Below are 19,957 nucleotides of genomic sequence, written 5' to 3'. Positions count from 1 at the left end.
ATCACCCGATCACCGTGTGGGCCGGGGTGATCCTGCTGCGCCTGTACTTTGAGGTGGTCGGCCTCCGCCCCCAACTGACGGCGGTGCTGGGCGGGTTTGGCAAGCGCTCGAACAATCAGATTCCGGCTCAGCGGACGGGGAAGCGAAGTTTTGGATCGAGCCTGATGTGGTCCTCGCGCACAACCACGGGTTTCCTGTGCATGAGGTTCGGGTGATCCAGCGGATCGTAGAGGAGAAAGTCGATGAAATCCGAGACCACTGGCGAAAGCACTTTACGCGCTGAGGTCCTGAACATTTCAAAACACGGATTCTGGCTTCTGATCGGGGATGCCGAGTATTTCCTGTCGTTCAACGATTTCCCCTGGTTCAAGAACGCTCCCGTGGCATCGGTCCTCCACGTCGAGTTGCTCAATGCAGACCATCTGTATTGGCCGAATCTGGATGTTGATCTCGACGTGCAGTCGATAAAGGCACCGGACCGATATCCCCTGGTATACAAATCGACCACGGCTTCCGGTTAGAGACGTTCACTGATTCACGTTTGCTCTACAGCCCGTTCAACTGCTCGAACAGATTGCGAAGCGGATACCCCTATCAAAGAGTTGCGGAAGGACCGTTCCGCCGTCGCACGTGATTTGATCGACCACGGCTGGGAGTTTCTCACCCGACGCCGACAGGCCTGGTCAATCTCAGCCGCGTGTAGGTGGTCGCGATCCGTTGACGGTCCGTCGGTGACTGCTATAGTCTACGACTGCGCGGTGGACCAGTAGCGAGACGACGTCGGTGGACAGTTCCGCGATAGCCTTCCACGAGGTAACCAAGGTGTACGGCGGCTCGCGGTCTCCGCGCCTCGCCGTCGATCGCCTCAGCCTTACGATCCCACCGGGTGAGACCTTCGGCTTTCTCGGTCCCAACGGCGCGGGTAAGAGCACGGCGATCAAAGTTCTGGTTAATCTGATTTTCCCCACCTCGGGACGCGCCATGCTGTTGGGCCGGCCGGTCGACGATCCCGGCGTCCGGCAGCGTGTCGGCTATCTGCCGGAGAACCCCACGTTCTACGACTACCTGACGCCCGAGGAACTCTTGTGGTTCGGGGGCACGACCTCCGGGATGCCGGCCGCGCACATCAGTGAGCGAGTGGCCGCGCTCCTAGAGCTTGTCGATCTCACGCGTGTGAAACGCCAGCGTCTGCGGACCTTTTCGAAAGGGATGCTTCAGCGCGCGGGTGTTGCGTTGGCGTTGGTCAACGACCCTGAGGTCGTGATCCTGGACGAGCCCATGTCAGGGCTCGATCCTCTTGGCCGTAGGCTCATGGCGGACATTATTCGGCGGCTGAAGGCGGAGGGCAAAACGGTTTTCTTCAGTTCTCACATCCTGCGCGATGTGGAGGATCTGTGCGACCGCGTCGGGATAATTGTCGGCGGACGGCTGAGGCGGGTGGCCACGCTCGCCGAGTTGGCGTCGGCCGAGGCGAAGGGTTGGCGGGTGGTGCTGCGTGGGACGGAGGAACTGATCCAGTCGCGCTTCGTAGGCCTTGCGCACACGTGTTCGGAGCGGGCGGGGCTCACGGAGGTCGAGACTCCGGAACGAGATCTCGGTAAACTTCTCGATCGACTTGGGAGCCTCCAGGAGGATATCGTGTCGGCCTCGCCGCTCCGGCCCACCCTGGAGGACATTTTCCTGCAAGAGATTGAGCGTGCGGGGGCGGAACCTCGGTGAGGAACCTTCGCGCGATCGCGCTGATTACCTTTCTCGAGGGGCTGCGCAGCCGCGTGTTCTTTGGTCTCTTCCTCTTAGCGCTCACTCTTTTCTCTGCGACATACGTACTGAGCTACTTGTTCCCGCGGGATGTGATCAAGGTCGCGGTGGACCTCGGTTTGGGTATTGTCTCGCTCGTCGGGCTGGTGTTGACACTCTTCCTGGGCACACAGCTTTTGGCCAAAGATCTGGAAAGGCGCACCATCCACACTGTGGTGGCCAAGGCGGTGTCCCGGTCGGAGTACGTGGTCGGCAAGTTCGCTGGCCTTTCGTTCATCATCGCCTGTGCGATGGTCATCCTGGGTGCATTTGCTGGACTGGCCATTTGGGTCGTGGATCTGCTGACAGCCGACCAGTACGGCGTGATGCACTGGCAGGCCTTCGTGGTGAGCCTCTGCACCATGACGCTGATGCTCGTCCTGTTGGCGTCGGTCATCGTCTTCTTCTCGTCGTTCACATCGAGCACGTTCGTCGCATTGGGCTTGGCCCTGGTGGTGTATCTTATTGGCCAGTCGATCGAGGAGATCAGGAACTTTCTCGCTTCCGGGGCGGAGGGTATTGCGATCAACCCCGTGTTCGAGAAAATCGTAGCCGTCGCGTACTATGTGTTCCCCAATCTCGCGGCCTTCGATTTCAAGATGCATGCTGCACATGGGTTGCCGCTGGCCGCTTCGGCGGTCGTGTGGGCGATCGCTTACGGTGGGGTCTATACCGCGGTCATGGTTGTGGCCGCGGCGTGGATTTTTGGACGAAGGGAGTTCCCCTAGCCTGATGCGAGCCACGGCCCTCCCCGCTCTGCTCGGCGCTCTGCTCGCCGGCCACGCGCTGCTGTCGGTGGAATTGGCGTCGGTGCGTGGCGCGGTCGCCGCGCGGGGCGAACTCGCACCGCCTCTGCCGGTCGTCGCGCTGAAGCTGCTTTCACTGGAATACGACAGTCTCATCGCGGACCTGCTCTTTTCCCGAACCCTGAGCTTTCACGGCGGACAACTCAATCGACGGGAGTCGATCAACGAGGACACGTACCGCATTATCTACCGGCGGCTGGATGCCGCTTCAGCCCTCGACCCGTACTTTGTCGACCCGTATTACTTTGGACAGGCAGTGCTGGCGTGGGGAGCAAACATGCCCCGGGAAACCAACGCGTTACTCGATCGCGGACGGATCCATCGCGCCGACGACTGGGTGATGCCCTTTTTCATGGGATTCAACGCGTTCTATTTTCTGCGCGACGATGCCCAGGCTGCCGAGTATCTGATGGATGCGTCGCAACGGCCCGGAGCCGCTCCGCTGCTGGGGTTGCTTGCGGCTCGATTGGCTTCCAAGGGCGGGACGACGGAGGTCGCCGTCGTCTTCCTGGATCAGCTTGCCGCGCGGACTGAAGACAGCGTGACCCGCGGACAAATCAGGCAGCGCGCCGATGCCCTTCGCGGCATAAGGAGCCTCGAACTGGCCGTCGAGCACTACCGAGATGCGTTCGGAGAGGCGCCGCGTGACCTTCGTGTGCTGGTCGAGCGCGGTGTGGTGCCCTCGCTGCCGGTCGATCCCTACGGTGGAACGTACTACCTCAGGCCGGACGGCTCGGTCTGGACCACGAGTGATCTCAGGCCGGTTGCGCGATGACCGTCCATGGGTCGGCACGCGCCGGACGACTGCCCTGCGGGGGGACTCAGTTCGATCCTGCACCCGATCAGCTCGTTTGACACCCTCTGTCTCCGTTGTTACAATCCGCGGCGATGCGAGTTCCCCTCCTCGATCTCAAACTCCAGTATCAGAAGCTCAAACCGGACGTCCTGCAGGTCATCCATCAGGTCTGCGAGGAACAGGGGTTCGTCCTCGGGCCGCAGGTGGAGGCGTTTGAACGCGACATCGCCAAATACCTCGGGGTCGAGCACGCGATCGGCGTCTCGTCTGGGACCGACGCCCTGTTGCTCAGCTTGATGGCGGCCGGCGTCAAGGCCGGCGATGAAGTGATCACCACGCCATACACGTTTTTCGCCACTGCAGGATCGATTTCTCGCCTGGGCGCCACGCCGGTGTTCGTGGATATCGATCCGTCCACGTATTGCCTGGACGTCACCAAGCTCGGTGATGCGCTGACGCCCAAGGCCCGTGCCGTGATCCCGGTCCATCTCTATGGGCGGCCCATGGATCTGGGGCCGGTCACAGAATTGGCTCGTGAAGAGGACTTGGCAGTCATCGAAGACGCCGCGCAAGCGATCGGGGCATCGGTTCACGGCAAGCGGGTCGGTGCGTTCGGCGCGTTCGGCGCGTTTAGTTTTTTCCCGTCCAAGAATCTCGGCGGCTTCGGCGATGGCGGTCTCGTGACGACCACGGACAGCGAACGCGCGTCCGCGATCCGACGGTTGCGGGTTCACGGCAGTGAGCGGCGCTACGAACACGTCGAGATCGGGATCAACGGCCGGTTGGACGCTCTCCAGGCAGCGGTGCTGCGAGTCAAACTGGGGCACCTCGACGGCTGGACCGAAGCGCGCCGTCGCAACGCGCAGCGTTACCGCGCGCTGTTTTCAGAAGCGGGGCTTGCCGACCTCTTGGCCGTTCCCGAGGTGACCGACGGCCACGTGTTCAACCAGTTTGTGATCCGTTCGAAGCGACGCGACGACCTCAGGGAGTTCTTGACGGCTCGCGAGATCGGGACGGAGATCTACTATCCGATTCCCTTGCACCTCCAGCCTTGTTACCGCCACCTCGGGTATGGTCCCGGAGATTTCCCCGAAAGCGAGCGAGCCGCGCGCGAAACGCTCGCCCTCCCCATCTACCCCGAACTGAGCGAGACGCAACAAACGTTCGTGGTCGACTCGATCGTTCAGTTCTACCGCTCGTAGCGCAAGGCCGCAAAGGCAAATCCCCCCATCCCCCCCTTTGTCAAAGGGGGGCGAGAGGGGATTATTGCCATTCCGATAGGGTTAGAAACTCAGATTGAGTCGGAGGCCGTACGTGGGGATCGCAGCGAAGTCAGCCTCGGCGACAAAACTCAACATGAGGAAGCTGAGTTTGGCGCCGATGAACCCGTGCGTCGCGGAAATCGATTCGTCTTGCAGTGCCCCGCCGCCGAACGCGGTGGCATCCGAACTACTGTTGGTGGCAACTTGGCCGATGCCGGCGTAGGGAGTAAACGGGCCGAACCCCTTGCTGATCGACAGGTCGGCTCCGTAGGTCGAGACGTCCAGGTTGTTCACCCCGAAGAGCGTCGTATAGCTCCCCCGGAGCGCCAGCGCGGGCGTGGCGAGCGTGCCTTTGAGTATCGCCCACTTCACCTCGGCCCCCCACATTCCGATGTTGCTGGAGGGAACCTGGCTATAGACCAGTCCCACGTCGATGCCGAAGGGCAACCCCTTCTGGGCATGCAGTTTGGGTAAAGTGAGATAGCTGGGGATATCCGAGGTCACGTCGGTCCAGAACGATTCATTCTCGTCGATGTCGCTGGCCGTGATCTCGACCCCGATGTCGAATCCCAGGAGTCCCAATGGCTCGGCGGGTGCGAGTGGGTGGTAGGCCAGCACCAGCCCGAGTTGTTCGCTGAGATCCTTAAAGTTGGCCTGCGTCAACACCCCGTCGGGCACAGAGATATCGTATTTTGCGGCATACGCTGGGTGCGACGGCATGCCGACGACCGTGGCTGCGGCAATGGCGATGAGGAGGTGTCGCGTTGGATTGCGGAATCGTATACTGCGGGCGGTGTTGTTGGACATGAGTCGGTGATCCTCCCAGCGTGAGGCCCCCGGGTTCTGTTGCCGGGGGAGTTATGCCTTGACAAGCAAAAAGTGGATTCCTATAATGTCGTGTTTAATCTTCCCGGATATCGACCCTCCTGTGATGAAACAGGCGTCAGCTGAACGGGTTTATTGATAGCAGGGGACTGTGTTTTTGTAAAATGCCGAACCCGAACCGCGAAGACGCTGGCGTAGCTCAGTCGGTAGAGCAGCTGACTTGTAATCAGCAGGTCGGGGGTTCGATTCCCTTCGCCAGCTCACGAGATTGTTCCGTCAAGGAGAATCAGAAAAGGGGAGACCCCTCCGAGCCTCGGCGCGGGAACCTGCTCCGCCCCGCACAGGGGCGGAACGCAGATGTCATGCTTCCGCTCAGGTGGCGAAGCAAAGCGGCGCCTACGTTGCTTCGCCACCTGAGAGGAAGTACGTATTGGACGTCGCGCCCTTGGCGCGCCCGCAGGTTCGGCCCAACAAGTTCGGTGGGGAGGTTCCCGAGTGGACAAAGGGAACAGACTGTAAATCTGTCGGCTTCGGCCTTCGGAGGTTCGAACCCTCCCCTCCCCATACTTACGTTTCGGCGATGTCGGCGATGATGGAGATGGAAGGGATCTGGGCGGGAATAGCTCAGCTGGTAGAGCGCCAGCCTTCCAAGCTGGGGGTCGCGGGTTCAAATCCCGTTTCCCGCTCCATTGGAGACGCCCTTGTAGCTCAGTCGGCAGAGCACTTCCTTGGTAAGGAAGAGGTCACCGGTTCGATCCCGGTCGAGGGCTTATCCGCGCCACCGAGCTTGCTGGGGGCAACGCAGGCGCGGGGTCCAGCGCCGAGGCTGCCTATCTTCGGCCTGTAGGTTTTTTCTAGGAGGGTTTTCTCATGGCGAAAGCGAAATTTGAGCGGACGAAGCCGCACCTGAACATCGGGACGATCGGGCACGTGGACCACGGGAAGACGACGTTGACGGCGGCGATCACCAAAGTGCTGGCGGAGAAGAAGCTGGCGGAATTCATGGCGTACGACCAGATCGACAAAGCGCCGGAAGAGAAAGAGCGGGGGATCACCATCGCGATCGCGCACGTAGAATACCAGACCGACAACCGGCACTACGCGCACGTGGACTGCCCGGGGCACGCGGACTACGTCAAGAACATGATCACCGGGGCGGCGCAGATGGACGGCGCGATCCTGGTGGTCAGCGCGGCGGACGGGCCGATGCCGCAAACGCGCGAGCACATCCTGTTGGCGCGGCAAGTGGGCGTGCCCTACATCGTGGTGTTTTTGAACAAAGCCGACATGGTCGACGACAAAGAGCTGTTGGACCTGGTCGAGCTGGAAGTGCGCGAGCTGCTCAAAAAATACGAATTTCCGGGCGATCAGATCCCGTTCGTGGCGGGCAGCGCGCTCAAAGCGTTGGAAGGGGACAAAGGGCCGTTGGGCGCGCCGGCGATCCTCAAATTGATGGAGAACGTGGACACCTACATCCCGACGCCCAAACGCGACATCGACAAGCCCTTCCAGATGAGCGTGGAAGACGTCTTCTCGATTTCGGGGCGGGGCACCGTGGTGACGGGGCGGATCGAGCGGGGCGTGGTCAAAGTGGGCGATGAGATCGAGATCGTGGGGATCAAAGCCACGCAGAAGACCGTGGTCACGGGCGTGGAGATGTTCCGCAAAGTGCTGGACCAGGGGCAAGCGGGCGACAACGTGGGGATCCTCTTGCGGGGGACCAAGAAAGAAGAAGTGGAGCGGGGGATGGTGTTGGCCAAGCCGGGGAGCATCACCCCGCACACCAAATTCAAGGCCGAAGCGTACATCTTGACCAAAGAAGAAGGGGGGCGGCACACGCCGTTCTTCAACGGATACCGGCCGCAGTTCTACTTTCGGACCACGGACGTGACGGGGGTGGCGAAGCTGCCGGAGGGCGTGGAGATGGTGATGCCGGGGGACAACGTGCGGATGGAAGTGGAGCTGATCACGCCGATCGCGATGGAAGAGGGGTTGCGCTTTGCGATCCGGGAGGGCGGTCGGACCGTGGGCGCCGGCGTCATCACCGGGATCATCGCGTGAGACGCCTGTCCATGAGCGGCCATCTGCGGCGTTGTCGCTGCGCTTCCGGTCCTCGCGTCATTCGTAGGGGCGTATTGCAATACGCCCCTGCAGGATCCGGTGCGCTCCGCCTGGCATCTGGCGCGCTCCTGAACAGGCGTCGATCAAAATAATCAAAGGGCAGATCGATGAGAGAGATCATTACCTTGGCGTGTTTGGATTGCAAAGAACGGAATTATTCCACGACGAAGAACCGACGCAACACGCCGGATCGTTTGGAACTCAAGAAGTACTGCAAGCGCTGCCGCAAACACACCGGGCACAAGGAAGTGAAGTGACGCGCTGCAGCGCACGCGGCACGAAGGCCAGTAGCTCCAACGGCTAGAGCAGCGGTCTCCAAAACCGCGGGATGGGGGTTCGAATCCCTCCTGGCCTGCCATCCTCGCTTGCGGAGGCAACATAGGTTTTGCGTCGGATGATGTTCGGCGGCACCATAGGCTCCGGTCAGAAGACCGGGGCGAGAAGATTGAGGACGACGGAATGAAGAAGCTGTATCTTCGAGCCAAGGAATTCTTTTCCGAGGTGGGAGCGGAACTCAAGAAAGTCTCCTTTCCGACCCGTGCGGAAACCGTGGGGTCCACGTCGGTGGTGTTGATCTTCGTCGCCGTGGTGGCCATCTTCCTTTCAGCGATGGACGCGGTGCTCGTCAAACTGGTGGCCGTGTTGCTGCAATGAGCGGCGCGAGCGAACGAACCCCGGGAGCCACGCAGGAGCCCCGGGTCAAGGAACAGGCAGGCGAGGATCGACGGATGGCAGCGTCGTGGTACGTCGTACATACGTATGCGGGCTTTGAAAACCGGGTCAAACAGGCCATTGAGGAACGCGCGAAGTCCTTCGGGCTGTCCGACCAGATCCGAAAGGTGATGATCCCCACCGAGGAGGTGGTCGAGATCCGCGAGGGCAAGCGACGGATGTCGACCAAGAAATTTTTCCCGGGGTACGTGCTCGTCGAAATGGACATGAACGACACGACGTGGCAGCTGGTGAAAAACACGCCGAAAGTGACCGGATTCGTGGGCGGGGGCGAGGCCTATCCCACCCCGATCACCGAGGACGAGATGAGCACGTTGATGAGTCAGATGGACTCCACGGCGGTCAAGCCGCGAAGCAAGACGCAATTTCAAAAAGGCGAGAGCGTGCGCATCATCGACGGTCCGTTCCTGGGCTTCAATGGGATTGTGGATGAGGTGCACCAGGAGCACTCCAAGGTCAAAGTGCTGGTGAGCATCTTCGGGCGGTCGACGCCGGTCGAACTGGGGTTTCTCCAGGTCGAGAAGGTCTAGGAGCCTGTCCATGAAAAGCCATCTGCCGCGTTACCGCTTGCGCTCCGGTGCTCACGTACGCACTCAGTACGCTCCGCTCCGGTGCTCTGCGGCGCCTTGCATCTGGCCTTTCCTGAACAGGCTCCGCTCTCGCGGTAACTCGGACAGGCTTTAGGGCGTTGTTGAAACCGTTCAAGTTGGACAAGTAGGAAAGGACGCGTATGGCAAAGGTCGTGACGGCGATGGTCAAATTGCAGATTCCGGCGGGAAAGGCGAATCCCGCACCACCGGTGGGACCGGCCTTGGGGCAACACGGCGTCAACATCATGGAATTCTGCAAGACGTTTAACGCGAGAACCCAAGCGCTCGGCGATTCCATCATCCCGGTGGTGATTACGGTCTATGCCGATCGCACGTTCACGTTCATCACGAAGACCCCGCCCGCCTCAGACCTGTTAAAGAAGGCCGCCGGTGTCGTCAAGGGGTCGGCAGTTCCGCACAAGGACAAAGTGGGGAAAGTCACGTCGACGCAGATCCAGGAGATCGCCAAGACCAAGTTGCCCGATCTCAACGCGGTCGACCTCCCAGGTGCGATCAAGATCATTGAAGGCACGGCTCGAAGCATGGGTCTGCAAGTCGTCAAATAGCCCGAGGGGAATTGAGATCATGGGGAAGAAATATCAAGCGGCCAAACAACGGGTCCAATCGCCATCGTATCCGTTGCGGGAAGCACTGGAGCTGGCGAAAGCCACGAGCGTGGTGAAGTTCGACGCCTCGGTTGACCTCGCAGTTCGACTGGGAGTCGATCCCAAGCACTCCGATCAGATGGTTCGCGGGTCGGTGGTGCTCCCGCACGGGATGGGCAAGACCGTCACCATCGTTGTGTTCGCCAAGGGCGACAAAGAGCGCGAGGCGCGTGAAGCCGGGGCCGACCACGTCGGCGCGGAGGACCTGGCCGACAAAATCACCAAGGGGTGGATGGAGTTCGACCGAGTCGTGGCCACGCCGGACTTGATGGGATTGGTCGGCCGACTGGGGAAGATTCTGGGTCCCCGCGGCCTGATGCCGAATCCCAAGACCGGAACCGTGACCTTCGACGTTGCGCGTGCGATCCGCGAGATTCGCCAGGGAAAGGTCGAGTACAAGGTGGAAAAAGCGGGCATCGTGCATGTTCCGGTGGGCAAAGCCTCGTTCGAGGTGGCCAAGCTGCACGACAACGCCCAGTCGATTCTGGACTCCATCATCAAAGCGAAGCCGGCGGCGGCCAAAGGCACGTATTTGCGCTCGGTGTCGGTGTCAGCGACCATGGGGCCGGGGATCAAAGTGGACGCGGCCAGCATCGAACGGCCGGCGTCGTAGTCGTAAAGGAACAACTCACCAGATAGAGCGCAACACCAACGGGCCGCTGGTCCTGCAGGCGTTGGGGCCGGCGGTGTTCGTCTAAGACCGTAGGAGCCGGTTGGCGTAAACGACGGAGCGAGAAGCGTTCCGGGCGTCCTACCGAGACGAAATGGGATCGATTCCTCGCAACGGCAGTGTTCACCCTGCGCGTTGCTCGTGGTCAACCTCCCAGTCGTCTCGGGGATGGCATCCGAGAAGAGTCTTCCGCGACGATTGAAAGGAGGGAGATGAACCAGTGAAAGGCAAGGCAGAAAAGGCGGTCCTGATCGACGAGATCCACGAGCGATTCGCCAAAGCCCAAATGGCGGTCGTGGCGGAGTATCGGGGTCTCGAGGTCGAAGAGATGCGGGTGCTGAGAGGAAAGCTGCGCGCCGTCGGTGCGGAGTTCAAGGTGGTCAAGAACACCCTGGCTCGGCGGGCGGCCGAAGGGACGACGCTGGTGGGTTTGCGGGACTACTTCGACGGTCCCGTCGGCGTGGCGCTGGGGTACGGCGATCCGGCACCCCTGGCGAAAGCCCTGAAGGACTTCGCGGGCCAACAAGACAAGCTCAAGCTGCGCATGGGTTGGTTGGAAGGCCGCGTGTTGGACGTCGCGGGGCTCACCCGGGTAGCCTCGCTCCCCTCGCGCCAGGAGTTGCTGGGCCGACTGGTGGGCCGGATGCAGGCGCCGGTCTCGGGGTTGGTGGGAAGTCTTCAAGGGATCGTGCGAAAAGCGGTGTCGACCTTGGACGCGGTAGCCAAGAAACGCGCGGCCGAAGCGGGATAAACCATTGACTGTTGGGAAGGAGATTTCGAAATGGCAACATTGACGAATGACGACATCATCAAAGCGGTTGAAGCGATGCCGGTGCTCCAGCTCTCGGAGCTGGTCAAAGCGCTGGAGGAGAAGTTCGGCGTGACGGCCGCGGCGCCGGTGGCCATGATGGCGGCGCCCGGTGCGGCGGCGGGCGGCGCGGCGGCCGTCGAGGAGAAGACCGCTTTCGACGTGATCCTGACCACGGTTCCCGCTGACAAGAAGATCCAGGTCATCAAGGTGGTGCGCGAACTGACCAACCTGGGCCTCAAAGAAGCCAAAGACTTGGTCGAAGGCGTGCCCAAGCCGGTGAAAGCGGGTGTGGCCAAGGAAGAATCCGAAACCATGAAGAAGAAACTGGAAGAGGTCGGCGCAAAGGTCGAGATCAAGTAGCCGGACCAGCCGGACGTGGTGAAGGCTCGTCAACCTCTCGCAGCCCAGGCGCGACGCTCTGCGCCTGCGGTGCGGACAGCAAGCTCGGATGGGAGGCGTAATGGCGGTATCGACGATTGAAGGCGTGAGGGATCGCAAAGACTTCGCCAAGATTCAGGCGAGCGTGGAGATTCCGAACCTGATCGAGATCCAGCGGCGGTCATACGATCGGTTTCTCCAGAGGGACGTCAGGCCGGAGGAACGCGGGGACGTCGGCTTGCAGGCTGCGTTCACGTCGGTCTTCCCGATCGTGGACTACAACGAGACCGCGATGATCGAGTTCCTCGATTACACCGTCGGCGCCGCCAAGTACGACGTGCGCGAGTGCCTGGAACGCGGGATGACCTTTGCCGCTCCGCTCAAGATCCGCGCGCGGCTGATCGTGTGGGACAAGGATGAGAAGGCCGGAACCAAGAAGGTCCGCGACGTGCGGGAGCAGGAGGTGTACGTCGGCGAGCTGCCGCTGATGACCGAAAACGGGACGTTCATCATCAACGGCACCGAGCGGGTCGTGGTCAGCCAGCTGCAGCGCTCTCCCGGCGTGATCTTCACGCACGACAAAGGCAAGACGCACGCCAGCGGGAAGGTCCTGTATTCGGCGCGCATCATTCCGTACCGCGGATCATGGCTGGATTTCGAGTTCGACGCCAAGGACATCCTGTACGTCCGCATCGATCGGCGACGCAAGATTCCCGCCACCGTTCTGCTGAAGGCCTTCGGGTATTCGGTCGAAGACCTGCTCAAAACCTACTACCCCATCGAGGAGATCGCGGTATCGGGCGGACAGTTCGTTCGCAAGCTGGACGAGATCCATCACGGCCTGAAAGCCTCCGTGGACTTGGTCGACAAGAAGGCGAAAGAAGTCATCGTCAAGGAGGGCGCAAAGCTCACCCGAGCCACGCTCAAGAAACTGAAGGGCGTCGGGGTCAAAGAGATGCCGATCGCCAAGGCCGACCTGGTCGGGCGTGCGGTGTTCAACGACATCGTTGATCCCGCGACCGGAGAGGTGTTGATCGAGCGAAATCAGGAATTGACCGAGGCCATTATCGACAAGATCGCTGCGGCCGCTATTTCGGAGTTCCAACTCCTCTTCATCGACAACATCCAGGTGCTGCCCGTGATCCGGGATACCATGGCCCTCGAGAAGGTCGGGTCTCCCGACGAGGGCATGGTGGAGATCTACCGTCGCTTGCGGCCCGGGGAAACGCCCACGGTCGATACCGCGCGATCGCTCTTCGACAACCTGTTCTTCAACGCCAAGCGGTACGACTTGTCTCCGGTGGGTCGCTTGAAGCTCAACAAGAAGTTGGGCCTCGACGTGCCGTTGGATAAACGGACGCTGACGGCCCAGGACATCGTCGAGACCGTGCGCTATCTCATCGGGTTGAAGACCGGAAAAGGCGACATCGACGACATCGACCACCTCGGCAACCGACGCGTGCGGTCGGTGGGTGAACTGCTGGAGAATCAGCTTCGGATCGGTCTCGTCCGAATGGAACGGACCATCAAGGAGCGTATGAACCTCCTCGACATCGAGACCGTGTTGCCCCACGACCTCATCAACGCGAAACCGGTCATCGCCGTGATCAAGGAATTCTTCGGGTCGAGCCAGCTCTCGCAGTTCATGGATCAGACCAATCCGCTGGCCGAGATCACGCATAAGCGACGGCTGTCGGCGCTGGGGCCCGGCGGCTTGACCCGTGAGCGGGCCGGCTTCGAGGTCCGCGACGTCCATCCGTCGCACTACGGGCGCATCTGTCCCATCGAGACCCCTGAAGGCCCCAACATCGGCTTGATCACCTCGTTGGCCACATACGCCCAGGTCAACCAGTTCGGGTTTATCGAGTCGCCGTACCGCAAAGTCGACAATGGCCGGGTGACCGACCACGTGGAGTTCATCTCAGCCATCGACGGCGACAAATACATGGTGGCGCAGGCCAACACCAAGGTGGACGGCCGCGGCCGGATCACCGCGGACACGGTCTCGGCGCGCGCCGCCGGCGACTTCATCATGGTGTCGCCCGAGAAGATCGAATATATGGACGTGTCGCCCAAGCAGATCGTGAGCGTCGCGACCGCCTTGATTCCCTTTCTGGAGAACGACGACGCCAACCGCGCGCTGATGGGCTCCAACATGCAGCGCCAAGCCGTGCCCTTGATCGACACGGAGGCGCCGCTGGTCGGTACCGGAATGGAAGGGGCGGTGGCGCGTGACTCGGGCTACGTCATTCTGGCGCAGCGCTCGGGCGTGGTCGAGAGCGTGGACGCCACCCGCATCGTGGTCCGGACCGACGCCGGCAAGAAGGCGGCGGAAGAAGAAGACGGCGACGCCGGAGCGGACGTGTATCGCCTCATCAAATGTCAGCGCTCCAACCAAAACACCTGTATCAATCAGAAGCCGGTGGTGCGGGTGGGCCAGCGCGTGAAGAAGGGGGCGGTGTTGGCCGACGGTCCGGCGATCGACCGCGGCGAGCTGGCGCTTGGACGCAACATCCTGCTCGCGTTCATGCCGTGGGGCGGCTACAACTTCGAGGACGCGATCTTGGTGAGCGAAGCGCTGGTTCGCGAGGACCGGTTTACCTCGATTCACATCGAAGAGTTCGAGCTGGAATCGCGCGACACCAAGTTGGGGAAGGAAGAGATCACGCGGGACATCCCCAACGTCAGCGAAGAAGCGCTGCGCAACCTCGATGAAAGCGGGATCATCCGCATCGGCGCCGAGGTGCGGCCCGGCGACATCCTGGTGGGCAAGGTGACGCCCAAAGGAGAGACCCAGCTGACGCCCGAGGAAAAGCTCTTACGCGCGATCTTCGGCGAGAAGGCCGGCGACGTCAAAGACGCGTCGCTCTATGTGCCTCCGGGCATCGAAGGCGTCATCGTCGACGTGAAGATTTTCTCTCGAAAGGGCGTGGATAAGGACGAACGCGCCAAAACGATCGAGAGCGAGGACATCCACCGCCTCCAGCGGGTGCATCAAGACGAGATCCGCATCCTCGAAGAAGAGACGATCAAGAAGATCCGGCGCTACCTGGTCGGCAAGAGCGTGGCGAAGGATCTCGTCGACCGCGAGAGCGGCGAGGTGATTCTCAAGAAGAAGAAGACGATCACCAAAGAAGTGCTCGATACCCTGAGCGACGACGACCTGCGGAACATCGTCCTCAGCGAATCCAGCGAACAGGACCGGATCGAAGAGCTGCAGCGAACGGCCAAGGAACAGATCGACACGCTGCAGATGGTGTACGACGAGAAGGTGGGCCGATTGAAGAAGGGCGACGAACTGCCGCCCGGCGTCATCAAGCTCGTGAAGGTCTACGTCGCGATGAAGCGCAAGCTGCAGGTGGGCGACAAGATGGCGGGCCGTCACGGCAACAAGGGCGTGGTGGCGCGGGTGTTGCCGGTCGAAGACATGCCGTACCTGCCGGATGGGACCCCGATCGAAATCGTGCTCAACCCGTTGGGCGTCCCGTCTCGTATGAACGTCGGGCAGATCCTGGAGATCCACCTCGGGTGGGCCGCTCGGGCGCTCGGTCTTCACGTGAGTTGTCCGGTGTTCGACGGCGCCACCGAGAAAGAGATCAAGGACCTGCTGGCCGAAGCGAATCTGCCGTCCTCGGGCCAGACCGTGCTGCACGACGGCCGGAGCGGCGAGCCGTTTAAGCGACCGGTGACCGTCGGCTACATGTACATGATGAAGCTGCACCACCTGGTCGACGACAAGATCCACGCGCGATCGATCGGGCCCTATTCGCTGGTCACCCAGCAGCCGCTGGGCGGCAAGGCCCAGTTCGGCGGTCAACGGCTCGGGGAAATGGAGGTGTGGGCGCTCCAGGCATACGGCGCGGCCTCCACCCTCCAAGAGTTCCTGACCGTGAAGTCGGATGACGTGCCGGGCCGGTCTCGGATCTACGAAGCGATCGTCAAAGGGGAGAACTTCCTGGAGCCGGGTCTTCCCGAATCGTTCAACGTGCTGATCAAGGAACTGCAGAGTCTCGGGCTGGACGTGGAGTTGATCAAGAAGGAAAAGGACTAGGCCTGTCCATGAACCTGCGCGCGCCAAGGGCGCGAATGTTAAACAGATCGCAAGCACCCTGCAGGTGGCGAAGCAACGGCCATCTGCGGCGTTGTCGCTGCGCTTCCGGTGCTCACGTCCTCGTAGGGGCGTATTGCAATACGCCCCTACAGCTCCGGTTCTCGCTCCGCCTTGCATCTGGCGCGTTCCTGAACAGGCCCGGCTGACCGCTCACTAAAGGGGGATGCCCGTGGAAGGAATCTACAACTTTTTCGAAAAGCCCAAAGACGCGATCTCGTTCGATGCCATTCGCATCCGGGTCGCGTCTCCGGAAAAGATCAGGTCGTGGTCGTACGGGGAGGTGAAGAAGCCCGAGACGATCAACTACCGCTCGTTCAAACCGGAGCGTGACGGGCTGTTCTGCGCCAAGATCTTCGGGCCGATCAAGGACTGGGAATGCAACTGCGGGAAGTACAAGCGGATGAAACACCGCGGGATCGTGTGCGACAAGTGCGGCGTGGAAGTGATCCAGTCCAAAGTCCGGCGCGAGCGCATGGGGCACATCGAACTGGCCTCCCCGGTGGCGCACATCTGGTTTCTCAAGGGCGTGCCGAGTCGGATCGGGACCCTGCTCGACATGACGCTCAAACACCTCGAGCGGATCTTGTACTTCGAGAGCTACGTGGTCATTGAGCCGGGCGATGCTCCGGTCAAAGAGAAGGAACTCCTGACCGAAGAGCGGTACCGGCAACTCGTTCAGGAACACGGCGACTCGTTCCGCGCCGAAATGGGCGCGGAGGCGATCCGAGAGATCCTGGCCAAGATCGACCTGGAGGGCCAGTACGCCGACCTCCAGGCGAGAATCGGGCTGGCCAGCTCCGCCGCGGTGAAGAAGAAGCTGACCAAACGCCTCAAAGTCATCGAAGCCTTCCGCAAGTCGGGGAACAAGCCGGAATGGATGATCATGGACGTGATTCCGGTGCTGCCGCCGGAGTTGCGGCCGCTGGTGCCCTTGGACGGCGGACGGTTTGCGACGTCGGACTTGAACGACCTGTACCGGCGCGTGATCAACCGCAACAACCGGCTGAAGCGGCTGCTCGAGCTCAAAGCGCCCGCCGTGATCATCCGCAACGAGAAGCGGATGCTCCAAGAAGCGGTGGACGCGTTGTTCGACAACGGACGGCGCGGTCGCGCGATTCGCGGGCCGAACAAGCGTCCGCTCAAATCCCTGTCCGATATGCTCAAGGGCAAACAAGGGCGCTTCCGCCAGAATCTGCTCGGCAAGCGCGTCGACTACTCCGGGCGGTCGGTGATCGTGGTCGGGCCGGAGCTCCGCTTGCACCAATGCGGGTTGCCCAAGAAAATGGCGCTCGAGCTCTTCAAACCGTTCATCTTCCAGAAGCTGGAGCAACGCGGCTACGTCACGACGATCAAGAGCGCCAAGAAAATGGTCGAGCGTGAGCGGCCCGAAGTGTGGGACGTGTTGGACGAGGTGATCAAAGAGCACCCGATCCTCCTGAACCGAGCGCCCACGCTGCACCGTCTGGGCATTCAGGCCTTCGACCCGATCCTGATCGAGGGCAAGGCGATCCAGCTCCATCCGCTGGTGTGCGCGGCGTTCAACGCCGACTTTGACGGCGACCAGATGGCCGTCCACGTGCCGCTGTCGGTCGAGGCGCAGATCGAGGCCCGCGTGTTGATGATGTCCATCAACAACATTTTGTCGCCGGCCAACGGGAAGCCCATCATGACGCCCTCGCAGGACATGGTGCTCGGCTGCTACTGGCTGACCAAAGAGCAGGCGGGGGCCAAGGGAGAGGGCCGGAAGTTCTACGGCGCCGAGGACGTACGGATGGCGTACGACGCGGGCGAGGTGGAGGAACACGCGCGGATCAAAGTACGGATGAACGGGTCGCTTGTGGACACCACGGTGGGCCGGGTCATCCTGAGCGAAATCCTTCCGGCCGAGTTGCCGTTCGCCGCGGTCAACCGGGAAATGACCAAGAAGGAGATGATGAAGCTCATCGACCTCTGCTACCGCGAGGCCGGGCACCGCGAAACCGTGGTGTTGCTCGATCGGATCAAGGACATCGGGTACTTCTACGCGACCCGTGCCGGGATCTCGATTTGCATCGACGATATGCACATCCCGACCCAGAAAGCGACCATGATCGAGCGGGCCAAGCGCGAGGTCGCCGAGATCGAGAAGCAATACGCCGAGGGGTTGATCACCAACGGCGAGCGCTACAACAAAGTCGTCGACATCTGGGCGCACACCACCGAGCAGGTGGCCAGCGAAATGATGAAGGAGCTGGGATCGGAAGAGGAGAGCATCAAGAAGGGGACCGCGAAGCACCGGCAGGACTTCAACTCGATCTTCATGATGGCTGATTCCGGGGCTCGCGGCAGCGCGCAGCAGATCCGCCAGCTCGGAGGGATGCGCGGTTTGATGGCCAAGCCGTCGGGGGAGATCATCGAAACTCCGATCACGGCGAACTTCCGCGAAGGGTTGACGGTCCTCCAGTACTTCATCTCGACGCACGGGGCGCGGAAAGGTCTGGCGGACACCGCACTCAAAACCGCGAACTCCGGCTACCTCACCAGGCGTTTGGTGGACATCTCCCAGGACGTGATCGTCAGCGAGCTGGACTGCCAATCGACCGACGGGATTTTCGTGACCGCGTTGGTCGAGGGCGGCGAGATCATCGAGCCGTTGGATGAACGTATTCTGGGCCGCGTCGCCTCCGAGACCATCACCGACCCCCTGACCGGCGAAGTCATCGTCAATGTCGCCGAGGAGCTCGACGAAACGGGCGTCAAAGCGATCGTCGAGGCCGGGATCGACCGCGTCAAGATCCGGTCCGTGCTGACGTGTCAAGCGCGCCGGGGGGTCTGCGCGAAGTGTTACGGTCGCGACCTCGCTCGCGGAAAGCTGGTCGAGCGCGGCGAAGCGGTCGGAGTCATCGCCGCGCAGTCGATCGGCGAACCCGGGACCCAGCTCACGATGCGGACCTTCCACATCGGCGGCACCGCGAGTAAAGTGATCGAGCAGACGGTCTTGGAGGCGAAGAACGCCGGCGTGTTGAAATATCTCAACCTCAACACGGTGAAGGACAAACACGGCGACATGGTCGTGATGAACCGCAACGGGAAGATCGCGATCTACGACGACACCGGACGCGAAAAGGAGAAGTATTCGGTGGTGTACGGCGCCAAGATCAAGGTCAAAGACGGGGGGCGCGTTGAGACAAATCAAAAACTGGTCGAGTGGGATCCCTACTCGTTTCCCGTGTTGACCGAGGTGGGCGGGAAGGTCGCCTTCGGCGACATCATCGAGGGGGTGACCGTCCGCGAGGAAGTGGACGAGGTCACCGGGTTGTCGCGACGAGTGGTGATCGATTCGCCCAATTCGGCTCTGCGGCCGCGCATCTCGATCAAAGACGAAACGGGCAAGACCTCCAAGCTTGGGCCGAACACAGTCGCACGCTACCCCTTGTCGGCGGGCGCACACATCCTCGTCGAGAAGAATCAGACGATCTCGCCCGGGGATGTGTTGGCCAAGATTCCGCGGGAAACGACCAAGACCAAGGACATCACCGGTGGTCTGCCCCGCGTGGCCGAACTCTTCGAAGCGCGAAAGCCGAAAGAACAGGCCGTCATCAGCGAAATCGACGGGGTGGTGGAGTACGCCGGATACGTCAAAGGGATGCGCAAGGTGCTGGTGAAGAACGAAATGGGCGACGTGCGCGAGTACCTCATTCCCAAAGGCAAACACGTCAACGTGCACGAAGGGGATTGGGTCCACGCGGGCGAGCCGCTCATGGACGGCTCCGCCAACCCGCACGATATTCTCGACATTCTCGGCCCCAAAGAATTGCAGAAGTACCTGGTCGACGAGGTGCAGGAGGTGTATCGCTTGCAGGGCGTATCCATCAACGACAAGCATATCGAGGTGATCGTGCGCCAGATGCTCCGCAAAGTGAAGGTCGAAGATCCCGGCGACACCGACTTTTTGATCGGAAGCCAGGTCGATAAGATGGCCTTTGCCGAAGAAAACGAGCGCGTCTTGGCCAAAGGTGGAGCGCCGGCGGTCGGCAAGCCGATTCTGTTGGGCATCACCAAGGCGTCCCTGTCGACCGACAGTTTCATTTCCGCGGCGTCGTTCCAGGAAACCACGCGGGTGCTGACCGAAGCCGCGATCACCGGTAAGGTGGATGACCTCTTGGGGTTGAAGGAAAACGTCATCGTGGGACGACTCATCCCGGCGGGGAGTGGCTTGGTGGACTACCGCGACACGTTTGTCGAGATGCCGGCGGGATTCGAGGCGCCCGAGGACGGCCAGCCGTCCGAAGGAACCGGGGAGGCCGCGGCGGAGACCACCGAATTGGAACGGGCCATGTAGTCCGATTCGGGATGATTCGGATCGGGCCATGCGCGAGCGCAAAAACGCTTGACATGGCCCGTGTGTTTCCAT

General features: G+C 61.4%; 18 protein-coding genes and 5 tRNA genes. 22 read left to right on the top strand and 1 reads right to left on the bottom strand.

The genetic code is table 11. From position 1 onward, the window contains the following. From AB1451_11180 to AB1451_11150, 7 genes are all read left to right on the top strand, one after another. A partial coding sequence (locus tag AB1451_11180; GenBank protein MEW6683465.1) for a hypothetical protein occupies positions 1–215 on the top strand: 215 nt, incomplete at its 5' end. Beyond that, positions 167–283 (top strand): hypothetical protein, encoded by a 117-nt coding sequence (locus tag AB1451_11175; protein ID MEW6683464.1) that lies wholly within the window; start codon positions 167–169, stop codon positions 281–283. The genes AB1451_11180 and AB1451_11175, both read left to right, overlap by 49 nt. Beyond that, on the top strand, positions 243–521 hold the full coding sequence (locus AB1451_11170; GenBank protein MEW6683463.1) for a DUF2442 domain-containing protein: 279 nt from the start codon (positions 243–245) through the stop codon (positions 519–521). Before AB1451_11175 ends, AB1451_11170 begins: the two co-directional genes overlap by 41 nt. Positions 522–783: 262 nt before the next feature. After that, positions 784–1,719, top strand: a complete 936-nt coding sequence (locus tag AB1451_11165; GenBank protein ID MEW6683462.1) for an ABC transporter ATP-binding protein — start codon at positions 784–786, stop codon at positions 1,717–1,719. Continuing rightward, entirely contained in the window at positions 1,716–2,525 is an 810-nt protein-coding gene (locus AB1451_11160) for an ABC transporter permease subunit (GenBank protein ID MEW6683461.1), read from the top strand. Before AB1451_11165 ends, AB1451_11160 begins: the two co-directional genes overlap by 4 nt. A gap of 4 nt (positions 2,526–2,529) precedes the next feature. After that, positions 2,530–3,378 (top strand): hypothetical protein, encoded by an 849-nt coding sequence (locus AB1451_11155; protein ID MEW6683460.1) that lies wholly within the window; start codon positions 2,530–2,532, stop codon positions 3,376–3,378. Positions 3,379–3,491: 113 nt separating this feature from the next. Beyond that, positions 3,492–4,601: a DegT/DnrJ/EryC1/StrS family aminotransferase gene (locus tag AB1451_11150; protein MEW6683459.1), complete on the top strand. Its 1,110-nt coding sequence runs from the start codon at positions 3,492–3,494 to the stop codon at positions 4,599–4,601. Positions 4,602–4,682: 81 nt separating this feature from the next. On the opposite strand, the gene AB1451_11145 is transcribed toward AB1451_11150, so the two are convergent. Further along, a complete protein-coding gene (locus AB1451_11145; protein MEW6683458.1) occupies positions 4,683–5,468 on the bottom strand; it encodes a hypothetical protein in 786 nt (261 codons plus the stop codon). A gap of 206 nt (positions 5,469–5,674) precedes the next feature. On the opposite strand from AB1451_11145, the gene AB1451_11140 reads away from it, so the two are divergent. From AB1451_11140 to rpoC, 15 genes are all read left to right on the top strand, one after another. Continuing rightward, positions 5,675–5,747, top strand: a tRNA-Thr gene (locus AB1451_11140). Positions 5,748–5,967: 220 nt separating this feature from the next. After that, positions 5,968–6,050, top strand: a tRNA-Tyr gene (locus tag AB1451_11135). 49 nt (positions 6,051–6,099) lie between these two features. Then, a tRNA-Gly gene (locus AB1451_11130) sits at positions 6,100–6,175 on the top strand. Between the two features lie 8 nt (positions 6,176–6,183). Beyond that, positions 6,184–6,256 (top strand) — tRNA-Thr (locus tag AB1451_11125). 100 nt (positions 6,257–6,356) lie between these two features. Further along, positions 6,357–7,547 carry an elongation factor Tu gene (tuf, locus tag AB1451_11120; protein ID MEW6683457.1) on the top strand — a complete coding sequence of 397 codons (1,191 nt, stop codon included), beginning with the start codon at positions 6,357–6,359 and terminating at the stop codon, positions 7,545–7,547. Positions 7,548–7,714: 167 nt separating this feature from the next. Beyond that, the gene (rpmG, locus tag AB1451_11115) at positions 7,715–7,864 is read left to right on the top strand and encodes a 50S ribosomal protein L33 (GenBank protein MEW6683456.1); all 150 of its coding nucleotides are present in this window, start codon (positions 7,715–7,717) and stop codon (positions 7,862–7,864) included. Positions 7,865–7,888: 24 nt separating this feature from the next. After that, positions 7,889–7,965 (top strand) — tRNA-Trp (locus AB1451_11110). 101 nt (positions 7,966–8,066) lie between these two features. Beyond that, complete coding sequence (secE, locus tag AB1451_11105) at positions 8,067–8,261, top strand: preprotein translocase subunit SecE (protein MEW6683455.1); 195 nt, start codon at positions 8,067–8,069, stop codon at positions 8,259–8,261. Positions 8,262–8,335: 74 nt separating this feature from the next. Continuing rightward, positions 8,336–8,869 (top strand): transcription termination/antitermination protein NusG, encoded by a 534-nt coding sequence (gene nusG / locus AB1451_11100; GenBank protein MEW6683454.1) that lies wholly within the window; start codon positions 8,336–8,338, stop codon positions 8,867–8,869. Positions 8,870–9,069: 200 nt separating this feature from the next. Beyond that, on the top strand, positions 9,070–9,495 hold the full coding sequence (rplK, locus tag AB1451_11095; GenBank protein ID MEW6683453.1) for a 50S ribosomal protein L11: 426 nt from the start codon (positions 9,070–9,072) through the stop codon (positions 9,493–9,495). 19 nt (positions 9,496–9,514) lie between these two features. Further along, entirely contained in the window at positions 9,515–10,207 is a 693-nt protein-coding gene (gene rplA / locus AB1451_11090; GenBank protein ID MEW6683452.1) for a 50S ribosomal protein L1, read from the top strand. A 277-nt stretch (positions 10,208–10,484) separates the two neighbouring features. Beyond that, positions 10,485–11,015 carry a 50S ribosomal protein L10 gene (rplJ, locus tag AB1451_11085; GenBank protein MEW6683451.1) on the top strand — a complete coding sequence of 177 codons (531 nt, stop codon included), beginning with the start codon at positions 10,485–10,487 and terminating at the stop codon, positions 11,013–11,015. 30 nt (positions 11,016–11,045) lie between these two features. Continuing rightward, on the top strand, positions 11,046–11,435 hold the full coding sequence (gene rplL / locus AB1451_11080; protein MEW6683450.1) for a 50S ribosomal protein L7/L12: 390 nt from the start codon (positions 11,046–11,048) through the stop codon (positions 11,433–11,435). A 100-nt stretch (positions 11,436–11,535) separates the two neighbouring features. After that, on the top strand, positions 11,536–15,504 hold the full coding sequence (gene rpoB, locus AB1451_11075) for a DNA-directed RNA polymerase subunit beta (GenBank protein MEW6683449.1): 3,969 nt from the start codon (positions 11,536–11,538) through the stop codon (positions 15,502–15,504). Positions 15,505–15,733: 229 nt separating this feature from the next. Continuing rightward, positions 15,734–19,885, top strand: a complete 4,152-nt coding sequence (gene rpoC / locus AB1451_11070; protein MEW6683448.1) for a DNA-directed RNA polymerase subunit beta' — start codon at positions 15,734–15,736, stop codon at positions 19,883–19,885. The last annotated feature ends 72 nt before the right edge of the window (positions 19,886–19,957 follow it).

Source organism: Nitrospirota bacterium (assembly GCA_040757335.1).
Lineage (GTDB): Bacteria > Nitrospirota > Nitrospiria > 2-01-FULL-66-17 > 2-01-FULL-66-17 > JBFLXB01.
Note: the sequence above shows the minus strand (reverse complement) of the source record. Positions and strands in the feature narration are given on the sequence as shown.

Coding starts and splice junctions, on each gene's coding strand:
- AB1451_11170 (MEW6683463.1), top strand. CDS start 243: ATGAAATCCGAGACCACTGGCGAAAGCACTTTACGCGCTGAGGTCCTG.
- AB1451_11155 (MEW6683460.1), top strand. CDS start 2,530: ATGCGAGCCACGGCCCTCCCCGCTCTGCTCGGCGCTCTGCTCGCCGGC.
- AB1451_11150 (MEW6683459.1), top strand. CDS start 3,492: ATGCGAGTTCCCCTCCTCGATCTCAAACTCCAGTATCAGAAGCTCAAA.
- AB1451_11145 (MEW6683458.1), bottom strand. CDS start 5,468: ATGTCCAACAACACCGCCCGCAGTATACGATTCCGCAATCCAACGCGA.
- tuf (MEW6683457.1), top strand. CDS start 6,357: ATGGCGAAAGCGAAATTTGAGCGGACGAAGCCGCACCTGAACATCGGG.
- rpmG (MEW6683456.1), top strand. CDS start 7,715: ATGAGAGAGATCATTACCTTGGCGTGTTTGGATTGCAAAGAACGGAAT.
- secE (MEW6683455.1), top strand. CDS start 8,067: ATGAAGAAGCTGTATCTTCGAGCCAAGGAATTCTTTTCCGAGGTGGGA.
- nusG (MEW6683454.1), top strand. CDS start 8,336: ATGGCAGCGTCGTGGTACGTCGTACATACGTATGCGGGCTTTGAAAAC.
- rplK (MEW6683453.1), top strand. CDS start 9,070: ATGGCAAAGGTCGTGACGGCGATGGTCAAATTGCAGATTCCGGCGGGA.
- rplA (MEW6683452.1), top strand. CDS start 9,515: ATGGGGAAGAAATATCAAGCGGCCAAACAACGGGTCCAATCGCCATCG.
- rplL (MEW6683450.1), top strand. CDS start 11,046: ATGGCAACATTGACGAATGACGACATCATCAAAGCGGTTGAAGCGATG.
- rpoB (MEW6683449.1), top strand. CDS start 11,536: ATGGCGGTATCGACGATTGAAGGCGTGAGGGATCGCAAAGACTTCGCC.